At 73.1% G+C, this 9884-nt stretch carries 8 protein-coding genes; 1 reads left to right on the forward strand and 7 read right to left on the reverse strand.

The features are described 5' to 3' along the window. Positions 1-624 precede the first annotated feature (624 nt). From J7E86_RS23905 to J7E86_RS23930, 6 genes are all read right to left on the reverse strand, one after another. Positions 625-894: an acyl carrier protein gene (locus J7E86_RS23905; RefSeq protein ID WP_215084052.1), complete on the reverse strand. Its 270-nt coding sequence runs from the start codon at positions 892-894 to the stop codon at positions 625-627. 514 nt (positions 895-1408) lie between these two features. Further along, positions 1409-2623: a ketosynthase chain-length factor gene (locus J7E86_RS23910; protein WP_215084054.1), complete on the reverse strand. Its 1215-nt coding sequence runs from the start codon at positions 2621-2623 to the stop codon at positions 1409-1411. Beyond that, positions 2620-3888 (reverse strand): beta-ketoacyl synthase, encoded by a 1269-nt coding sequence (locus J7E86_RS23915; protein WP_215084056.1) that lies wholly within the window; start codon positions 3886-3888, stop codon positions 2620-2622. Before J7E86_RS23915 ends, J7E86_RS23910 begins: the two co-directional genes overlap by 4 nt. 34 nt (positions 3889-3922) lie before the next feature. Continuing rightward, on the reverse strand, positions 3923-4252 hold the full coding sequence (locus J7E86_RS23920) for a TcmI family type II polyketide cyclase (protein ID WP_215084058.1): 330 nt from the start codon (positions 4250-4252) through the stop codon (positions 3923-3925). Positions 4253-4330: 78 nt separating this feature from the next. Further along, entirely contained in the window at positions 4331-5068 is a 738-nt protein-coding gene (locus tag J7E86_RS23925; protein ID WP_215084060.1) for a TetR/AcrR family transcriptional regulator C-terminal domain-containing protein, read from the reverse strand. Between the two features lie 34 nt (positions 5069-5102). Continuing rightward, positions 5103-6575: an FAD-dependent monooxygenase gene (locus tag J7E86_RS23930; RefSeq protein ID WP_215084062.1), complete on the reverse strand. Its 1473-nt coding sequence runs from the start codon at positions 6573-6575 to the stop codon at positions 5103-5105. Between the two features lie 1042 nt (positions 6576-7617). On the opposite strand from J7E86_RS23930, the gene J7E86_RS23935 reads away from it, so the two are divergent. Continuing rightward, positions 7618-8559, forward strand: coding sequence for a hypothetical protein (locus tag J7E86_RS23935; RefSeq protein ID WP_215084064.1), 942 nt, complete (start codon positions 7618-7620; stop codon positions 8557-8559). A 305-nt stretch (positions 8560-8864) separates the two neighbouring features. Here the strand turns inward: J7E86_RS23935 and J7E86_RS23940 are convergent. After that, positions 8865-9884, reverse strand: a 1020-nt coding sequence (locus J7E86_RS23940) for an AMP-binding protein (protein WP_215084067.1), incomplete at its 5' end; no start/stop codon positions are given.

Below are 9884 nucleotides of genomic sequence, written 5' to 3' on the forward strand. Positions count from 1 at the left end.
GCGCGCGGGTGGTCCAGCGGGACGCGGGTGGTCCGGCGGGACGCGGGTGGTCCGGCGGGACGCGGGTGGTCCGGCGGGACGCGGGTCGTCCGGCGGGACGCGGGTCGTCCGGCGGGGTGCGCGTGAGCCGGGAGTACGGGCGCGGGTCCAGCCGGGCCTACGGGCGGGCCGGTTCTACGGGTGGGGTGGTGCTGGGTTCCCGGGGTGGTGAGCGCCGGCCGGTGGTCATGCGCCGGCGGGGCGTCGGATGCGCTGGCGGGGGCCGGCGGCCTACGCCGTGTCCGGCCGATCATGTGAGCGGGTGCGGCGGGGCTTGTCGTGCGCACCACCGCTGCGCGGCGGTGTCCTCAAGCTCCCCCAGCTACCGCTGGGGGTGCCCCCAACGGGCTGAAAGCGGCTGAGCCCAGCCACAATCAGCCCGTCCGGCGCTTGAGGACGCGCCCGCAGGGCGCCCGCCGCCGCAGGCGGCAAAGACAGCCCGCGGCCGAAGATCCGCCGGACACGCCTAGTGGGGTTCGCAGGCCGGGTGATGGCCGCACCCCGCCGAGGGCCGCCGCGGCCGGCGTAGGGCCGGTGTACGGCCGGCGGGGCGTGGCAACGCCCCGCCGGGACCGTGCTGGTGGGTCAGACGCCGGCGGGGGCCGCGAGGAGGGCGTTGACGGTGGCGACCAGGGCGCGGGGGGTGCGGTTCTCGGCGAGGGTGTCGTCGTCGAAGGAGACGCCGTACTCGCGCTCGATGCGGCCGCCGGTCTCCAGCAGGGCGAGCGACTCGTAGCCGAGCTCTTCGAAGTCGGTGTCGAGGATGTCGCTGTCGAGGTCGACGCCCTCGTCGGCGCCGGCGCCTTCGAGCAGGATGCGCTTGAGGTCCTCGATGGTGAACTCGGTGTGGGACATGAGGGGTTCCTTTCACGGAAATGCGGGTCGGTGTGAGGGGTGCGGGCCGGTGGGTGGCCTGCCCCCGGGTGGGTGGGGTGCTGGTGCGCGCCGGGTGGTTCTCCCGGGTGCGGGGGTTGGGAGAACGCGGGTGGGCGCGTACCGGCGCGGGTTTTCATGGGCACCGGGGGGACTGCCGCCGGAGTCGGTGGTTCTCACCGGTACCGGCGGGGCACCCCGGCGCCGGCGGGTTCTCGCCAGTACTGGCGGGACTCCGCCAGTGCGAGCGGGTCTTCGCCGGTGCCGGGAAGTCCTCGCGGCCACCGGCGGGACTCCCCCGGCGAGTCGCACGGCGACGGTGCGCCGGCGGGCCTTCGCTCGTACCGGCGGGTTATCGCCGGTACCCGGCGGGTCTTCGCGGCTGAAGAGGGGCTCTTCCGGCGCCGGCGGATCTTCGTCGGTACCGGCGGTTCTCGCCGATGCCGACGGGGTTAGCCGGTGCCTGGCGGGGTGCCGGCCGGTGCCCGGCGGGGTGTCAGTCCGCAGCGGTGACGACGACGGCGGAGTTGAAGCCGCCGTAGCCGCGGGCGATGACCAGGGCGGCGCGGACGGAGGCCGGGCGGGCGGTGGTGACCAGGTCGATGTCGTAGGCCGGGGACGGTTCGACGTTGGTGGTGGGCGGGATGAGGCCCTCGCGCATGGCCAGGACGGCTGCGACGACGTCGACGGGCGCGGCTCCGGAGTACAGGCGGCCGGTCATCGTCTTGGGGGCGGTGACGGGGACGCCGGCGGGGCCGAAGACGGCGCTGAGGGCGTCGGCTTCGATGCGGTCGAGTTCGGGGGTGCCGGCGGCGTCGGCGAAGACGACGTCGATGTCGCCGGCCTCAAGGCCGGCGTCGGCCAGGGCGGTGGTGATGGCGCGGCGCAGGCCGTTTTCGCGTCCTGATCCGGGCTTGGGGTCGAAGGTGGCCCCGTAGCCGGCGATGGTGCCGTAGATGTTGGTGGCGCCGCGTTCGCGGGCGGCGTCGGCGTCCTCCAGGATCAGCAGGGCCCCGCCTTCGCCGGGCACGTAGCCGCAGGCGTTGGCGTCGAAGGGCAGGTAGGCGCGCTCGGGGTCCTCGCTGGTGGTCATCAGGCCGCCGGCGAGCTGGGCGACCCAGCCCCAGGGGCAGATGGAGGCGTCGAAGCCGCCGGAGAAGATGAGCTTGCTGCCCTTGCGGATGGCGCGCCGGGCCTGGGCGATGGCATCCAGGCCGCCGGCCTGGTCGGAGACGACGACGCCGGAGGGGCCGCGCATGCCGTTGCGGATGGAGATCTGGCCGCTGTTGACGGCGTAGAACCAGGCGAAGGACTGGTAGGCGGAGACGTACTGGCTGCCTTGGCCCCACAGTTTCTTCAGTTCGTTCTGGCCGAACTCGAAGCCGCCGGAGGCGGATGCGGTGACCACGCCCATGTCGAACTCGGGGATGTCGCCGGGCTTGACGCCGGCGTCCTCGAAGGCGCAGTCGGCGGCGACCAGGGCCAGGCGGGTCATGCGGTCGGTCTGGGGGATCAGGCGGGAGGGGAGGTGGTCCTCGGCGGCGAAGCCGGTGATCTCGCCGGCGAGCTTGGAGGGGTACTGGGCGGCGTCGAAGCGGCTGACGGGGCCGATGGCGTTCTTGCCCACGCGGGTGGCGGCCCAGTAGTCGTTCACGCCCAGCCCGTTGGGGGTGGCGACGCCGATGCCGGTGATGACTACCTTGGCGCTCACGCGTTGCTCCTTTCGGGGCGGGCCAGCACCATCGCGGACTGGAACCCGCCGAAGCCGCTGCCGACGGTCAGCACGGCGTCGGTGGTGTGGTCCCGGGCGGTGAGCGGGACGTAGTCCAGGTCGCACTCGGGGTCGGGGGTGTGGAGGTTGGCGGTGGGGGGCACCACGTTGTTGGCCATGGCCAGGACGGAGGCGGCGATCTCGATCGAGCCGATCGCGCCCAGGGAGTGCCCGACCATCGACTTGATGGAGGAGACCGGGGTGCGGTAGGCGTGCTCGCCCAGGCTCAGCTTGAACGCGGCGGTTTCGTGCCGGTCGTTCTGCTTGGTGCCCGAGCCGTGGGCGTTGATGTAGTCGATCTCCTGCGGGTTCATCCGTGCCTCGGCGAGGGCGACGGTGATGGCCTCGGCCATCTCGCGGCCGTCGGGGCGCAGGCCCGTCATGTGGAAGGCGTTGCAACGCGAGGCGTAGCCGGCGATCTCGGCGTAGATGCGGGCGCCGCGCTTCTTGGCCGATTCGAGCTCTTCGAGGACGAAGACGGCCGAGCCCTCGCCCAGGACGAAGCCGTTGCGGGTGCCGTCGAAGGGGCGGGAGGCGTGGGCGGGGTCGTCGTTGCGGGGGGTGGTGGCCTTGATCGCGTCGAAGCAGGCCATGGTGATGGGGGAGATCGGGGCGTCGGTCGCGCCGGTGATCATCACGTCCGCGGTGCCCTCGCGGATGAGTTCGACGGCGTGGCCGACGGAGTCGATGCCGGAGGTGCAGCCGGTGGAGACCACGGTGGCCGGGCCCTCGGCGCCGGTCGCCCAGGCGACCTCGGCGGCGAACGAGCTGGGCACGAAGTGGTTGTAGAGGTGCTGGGGGGTGTAGGTGTGGTCGACCAGGTCCAGGCGGCCGCCGTCGCTGACGACGCGGTACTCGTTGTCCAGGCCGGTGGTGGCGCCGACCGCGCTGCCGATGGTGACACCGGTGCGGTGGGGGTCGAGGCCGGCGAGGTCGAGGCCGGAGTCGGCCAGGGCCTCGCGGGCGGTGACGACGCCGAACTGGGCGGCGCGGTCCATCCGCCGGATCTCCTGCGGGCTGAGCCCGTGCAGTTCGGGGTCGAAGTCGGCTTCGGCGGCGACCTGTGAGCGGAAGGGGGTGGGGTCGAAGAAGGTGATCCCCCGGGTCGCGGTGCGGCCCTCGCTCAGCAGGCTCCAGAAGTTCTTGGTGCCGATACCTCCTGGTGCCAGCACACCGATTCCAGTGATTACTACCCGGCGCCCCACTACAGGTCGCCTCCCCTCGTGTTGGTGTGCGGCATCACTTGGAGGCCGTCCAGTTGTAGAAGCGGGTGGCCATCGCGTCGGCCGGGGACCGCCAGGTCGCCGGGTCGTAGGCCTCGATGAAGGGTTTGAGGTCCTGGCTGATGCCGACGAAACGCGGGTCGGTCCTGGCCTCCTCGATGAGCTCGCCGCCGTTGTCGCCGTCGAAGTCCTGGAGGTGGAAGTACAGGCCCCGGTAGGAGAACAGCTGGCGGCGGCGGGTGCCCATGCGGTGCGGCATCTCGGTGGCGTCGAAGTCGCCGAAGAGCTTGGCGACGTCCGCGCTGGAGCCGGGCTCCATCCGGGCCACGATCAGGGTGCTGTGCATGGTGGTCTCTCTCTGTGGTGTGTCGCCGGTACGAACCGGTGATGTGCGGCGTGTGCGGCGTGCTCGGTGTGGTGTGTTCTAGGGGGTCGCCGTGGTGGGGCGGTACAGGCGCAGGAAGTCCTCCACGCCGGCGGCGACGGCGCGCTCGGCCGCGGCGGCGGGCAGGGGCAGGGCGCCGTGGAAGGAGGCGGTGGTCACGGGGTCGCAGGCCAGGCGCAGGAAGTGGTCGGCGGCGCGGTCGGCGTCGTCGATGTCCAGGTGCCATGCCCGGGCGGTACGGGCCAGGGCGCGGGCGAGTTCGGTGCGGGTCTGGCGGGGGCCGGCCATCTGCCACTTGGCGGCGGTGCCGGGCGGCAGGTGGTCGAGGTCCGCGCTCAGGCGGCGCACGATGGTGAAGTGCTCGGGGAAACGGGCCAGCGGGGAGAGCCAGGCGTGTGCCAGGTCCCTCAGCTGCCCCCCGAGGTCTCCTTCGGCGTGTTCGGGGTGGTGCTCGGCGATCTCGGCCAGGGCCGCGGCGACGGTGGCGAAGCTGTCCAGGACCAGGGAGAGCAGCAGTTGGCCGGTGTCGGGGACCAGGGCGCGCACGGTGGCGAGCGGCAGGTGCGCCTCGGTGGCGATGGCCTGCCTGGTGACGGCCCGCCAGCCGGTACGGGCCAGCAGCGCCCGCGCGGCCCGGGCGACGGAGCGGCGCTCGGTGAGGGAAGCCGGGGAGGGTGCCGCGGCCGGGGTGGCGGAGGCGGGGTGACCCTGGGCCTGGGCCTGGGCCTGGGTGGTGTGGGCGGGGTGGGGGGCGCGGGGAGTTCGGGGGGCGCTCATCAGGGGTCTCGCTTCCCCCGGGCCGGTGCCCGGGTTACAGGAGGGGCTTGCCGAACCAGCGTTCGAGGGCCATGGGCAGGTCGTGGTGGCTGCCGGGTGCGGCCCAGGCGATGTAGCCGTCGGGGCGGATGAGGAGGGCTGCGGTGCCGTGCAGGGGGTGGTCCTCTTGCAGGCCGTACGGGGCGGCGGTGACGATGTCGATGCGGTCGGACCAGGGGGCGGCGCGTTCGCGCAGGCGCGGGTTGTCCTGGAGGTCGAGCAGGACGGCGCGGCCGGCGTGCAGCAGGTCGGTGCTGGTGGTCTTGCGGTCGGCGCCGACCAGTTCGAGGCGGGGCATGCGCCGGCCGAGCAGGGGGTGGGTGCCGCGGCCGACGTTGTAGGTGATCTCCAGGCCGCTGACCATGCCGGCGAGGTGGCGGCTGACCTCGTCGTAGGCGATGAGCTCGGTGATGACGTCGCGCAGGGGCTGGACCTCGGGGCCGGAGAGGAAGAGCAGTCCCTGGGCGCGGGTGTTCATCAGCAGGCGCACTCCGACGGGGTGGCGTTCGTCGTGGTAGGTGTCCAGCAGGCCGGCGGGGGCCTTGCCGGCGGTGACGGCGGCCAGTTTCCAGCCGAGGTTGACCGCGTCCTGGATGCTGGTGTTCATGCCCTGTCCGCCGGCGGGCAGGTGGATGTGGGCGGCGTCGCCGGCCAGCAGGACGCGGCCGCGCCGGTACTCGGTGACCTGGCGGGTGGCATCGCCGAAGGAGGAGACCCACTCGGGGTCGCCGTGGGAGATGTCGGTGCCGGTCAGGCGCTTCCAGGCGGCGGCGACCTCGTCGTAGGAGGGGGGTGTGGTGCGGCGCTGGGGCGGGGTGCCGCGCTCGCAGACGATGATGCGGGTGATGTTGCCGGGCAGGGGGCCGACCATGACCATGCCGCCGGGCAGGGTCTCGCCGATCATGCGGGGTTCGAGGTCCAGGCCGCGGACGTCGGCGAGGAACATCTCCATGGTGGCGGCGGTGCCGGGGAAGTCGAAGCCGGCCGCCTTGCGGATCATGCTGCGGCCGCCGTCGCAGCCCACCAGGTACTGGGCGCTCAGGACGGACTCGCCGTCGGGGCCCTGGACGGTGACGGCGACGTGGTCGCCCTCGTCGGTGAAGGAGAGGACCTGGTGTCCGCGGCGCAGGTCGGTGCCCAGGGAGGTGACCCACTCCTCCAGCACGGCCTCGGTGTGGGACTGGGGGACGGACTTGGCGGCCTGGCGGGCGCCGTCCAGGAGGGCGAAGTCGATGGGCAGGCCGCCGAAGTGGCCCTGGGTGCTGGTGTCGATGTCGCCGAAGCGGGAGAGCAGTCCGCGCTGGTCGAAGATCTCCATGGTGCGGGCGGTGAATCCCAGACCGCGGGACTCCCCGGTCCGCTTGGGGAGGCGTTCGAGGACGATGACCTCCGTCCCGGCGAGCCGCAGTTCACCGGCGAGCATGAGCCCGGCCGGACCGGCGCCCGCGATAATCACCGCAGCGTCCATGGACCTCTCCTTGGGTGTGAATTTTCTTCGGCCACCGCGCAGGCGGCGAAAAAGATGTGACAGCGTCCACGCGTTCATACATCCACGCGCCTGTGAATCCGGTGTGCGCGTCCATGCGCCCGTGAATCCGGGTGCGCGTCCGTGGAATCGGTGACGTCCGCGCAGGGTTTACGTCATGTCGACGCCATAGGGGCGTCCTGTTGCGCCGGCTGCGTGCGGGGCTGTTCCTGCCGTGCCTCGTTCTTTTTCGACAGTCCGGCGACTCTGGTGGAAAGCTTCTTCGGTATTCACGTCCGGAGTCAAGCCGGTTTGTTTCAAGGCTTGGTGAGGAAACTTCAGAGCCTTGCAAGATTTCCCCCGGGAAAGCCTCCGGATCCGGAAACCCAGGGTTGGCCCCCGGGGGGGGCGGCCCCCGGGGGGGCGGGCCCCGGGGGGGCGGGCCCCGGGGGGGGCGGGCCGGGGGCCGGTGGGTGTTGCGGCGGCGCCGTTGCCGCCTGCGCGCCCGTACCGGCCGCCTGCCCGCCTCACCCCTCCCCCCCCCTTTTTCCCGCCCCCGTGGTTGTTGCTCTGCCGGGCCGGTTGGTGGTGGCGCGGCGGGCAGGGCGACAACGAGGGGACGAGCCGGGAACGGGCCAGGGCCAACCCGGGGCCGGACTGGAGGCCGGCTGGGGCCGGCTGGGGGCGGGCTGGGCTGCGGCGACAGTTCTTCGACGCTGGTCCCCAGCTTCTTCGCCACTCCCCCGCCGCGTCAAGGGGTGTTTGTTCAGGGGTGTGTGAAGCTGTGTCAGGGAATGGAAAGATCCATCAGGTCCGCACCAAAGAGGCCGTGTCCGTCTTGCCGATGCCGGGCCGTGTAATTAGTGTTGCGGAACCCTTCGAAGAACCCGCCCGCCCGGCATCCGGGGGAAACTCTTCCCCCCTTTCCTTTTCGGGCCGGGGAAAAGCGAGGGGCCGGTAACCGGGAATGCGCAGCGGGTCACACGCGGCTGGTGCCGGATGGTCAGTCATGAACAGTCATGGGGGAGACATGAACCAGGAATGTGTGCGCTCTCGTTCACCGCAGGCCGCATGGCCGCAGGCCGTGTGCCCGGGGGTGGGGTGTGCCCGGCAGCGGGCGGCGGGCGAGGCCGGCCGGCCGGTGCCGGCGGGCGGCGGGCTGTGCGCGGTGTGCCGGGTGCGGCTGGTGAGGGAGCTGGACGGGCTGCCGGGACTGTATGAGGAGCTGGGGCGGCGCCTGGGCGGTGGCCAGGGGGTGCGGGAGAGGGTCTCGGGTGGTGCGCTGCCGCACATGCCCTTCAACACCGCGGCCGCGGAGGCGCGTTCGGCGGTGCTGGGGGTGCTGGGGTCGTGGGCGGCGCTGGTGGCCGACGAGCGCGGCGAGCGGGCCCCGGCGGTACGGGCGGCCGGTGCGCTGGCACGGTTCGTCCTGCGGCACGCCGACTGGCTGGCCGCGCACCCGGCCTGCGGTGCCCTCTCGCAGGAGGTGGCCGATGCCGTGCGGCGCGGGCGGCAGGTCATCGATCCCGGCACGGCGCGCAACGTCGCGGTCGGCGGTTGTGTGGAGAGCGGCTGCGCGGGGTCGCTGGTGGCGGTGGTGGGGGCGGGCGGCGGAAGGCCGGCGGTGATCACCTGTGACGCCGATCCCGCACACCGCTGGGCGGGCCACCAGTGGCTCCAGCTCAGCCGCCGCCTCACCACCACACCCACCGCACCGGCAGCTTCCGCCGCACCGGCTGCTTCGGCCGCAGGGGGTCTGGGTGCTGGCGGCGGGCAGGCCGGCCGGGATACGGGCAGCAGGGCGGCCGGGGGTGTGCGGTGGCTGAGCGCCGCGGACATCGCACGGCTGTGGGGCATCGCGCCGGGCAGCGTCTACCGGCACGCCAGCCAGCAGGAGTGGCGCCGGCGCAGCGTCGCGGGACGTACCGGGTATCACGAGGCGGATGTGACGCGGACACTCAATGGCCGCTCCCCTGCCCGTGGCTGACCTTCTTCCCTCTTCCCCTGGTGCGCCCCGGTGTCCTGCCTTTGACGGCGGGGCACCGGGGCGTTGTCGCCTCCCCGCCCTTGTCCCCGCCCGGCCAGGTGCCTTGCCTGGCTGCACGTCCGGGCCGCCCCGGCACCGGGCCTGGTCCCCGGGGGGGAGCTTGATGGCCCGTGGGCCGGCGCCGGAAACGAAAAGGGGGGCGGCCGGCCCACGGGCCAGGAAAGGGGGGCAGGGGTGGGGGCGGGGGTGGGGGCGGGGGTATGCGCGGGTGAGGGTGGTGGGTTTGCCCGCCGAAGCGGGGGGGGTTAGAGGGTGGTGGTCTGGATCAGTTCGGTGATGGGCAGTTCGCGGCGCAGGAGCTGGAGCTGGTCGGCGGACAGTGGTGCCTGGGTGAGGACCAGGGTGCGCAGGGTGCGCAGGGTGCGCAGGCCGGTGGTGGCCAGGGCGGTGAAGGTGCGCAAACTGAGGCGGGCCAGGGTGGTGTGTTCCTCGGCCATGAGGGCGGTCAGTTCCGCGGGGGTGAGGCCGGTGGGCGCAAGGAGCAGCCGGGCACCCTTCATCAAGGGTGCCCACACACCCAGTGCGGAGCCGGGGGTATGGGCGGGGGCGCAGCTCAGTGCGGTGTCGCTGGGGTGGACGGGCAGGAAGCGGGCGTCCTCGGTCAGGGCGGTGAGGGCCTTGTGGGGCACGCACACGGCCCAGGGCTTGCGGGAGGGCCCGGCCATGGGCAGGAGGTAGGCCGGTGCGTGGGCCGGGACGTGGACCTCGGGTGGCCGGGGGCTTCGGGGGGCCTTGTGGGTGGGGTGGGCGTCCAGCAGGAGCAGCCCGGGGTGGGGGCGCAGGGGGGCGGCGAAGAGTTCCTGGGTGATGACGGCCTTCGCGCCGGTGTGGTGCAGCAAGGTGCTCGGGCGGGTGGGGCCCGGGTGGGCGGGGTCGAGGGCGAGGTAGGCGGCGCCGGCTTTGAGGACGGCCAGCAGGGCGGTGATCTGCCGGGCGGAGGGCTCAAGGCATACCGCGACGGTGTCGCCGGGGGTGACGCCCTGGGCGCGCAGGCGGTGGGCGAGGTGGTTGGCCTGCTCATCGAGGGCGGTATAGGTCAGGGCGCCGTCATGGGCGCGTACGGCGGTGTGGTGGGGGCGCTCTGCCGCCTGTGCCGCGATCACAGCGTGCACACTGACCGGCACCGGTGCGGGCACCGGTGCCGGTGGCGGTGGTGGTGTGGGCCGGGGTGAGCGCGCCCGTACCCCTGCGGGTACGCGCGCGGGCGCGGGTGGGGTGGTGAGGGTGGGGGTGGTCATGTGCGGGGTGTCAGTCCTTGATTTCGC

The sequence above is a fragment of the Streptomyces sp. ISL-11 genome (assembly GCF_018614525.1).
Classification (GTDB): Bacteria; Actinomycetota; Actinomycetes; order Streptomycetales; family Streptomycetaceae; genus Streptomyces.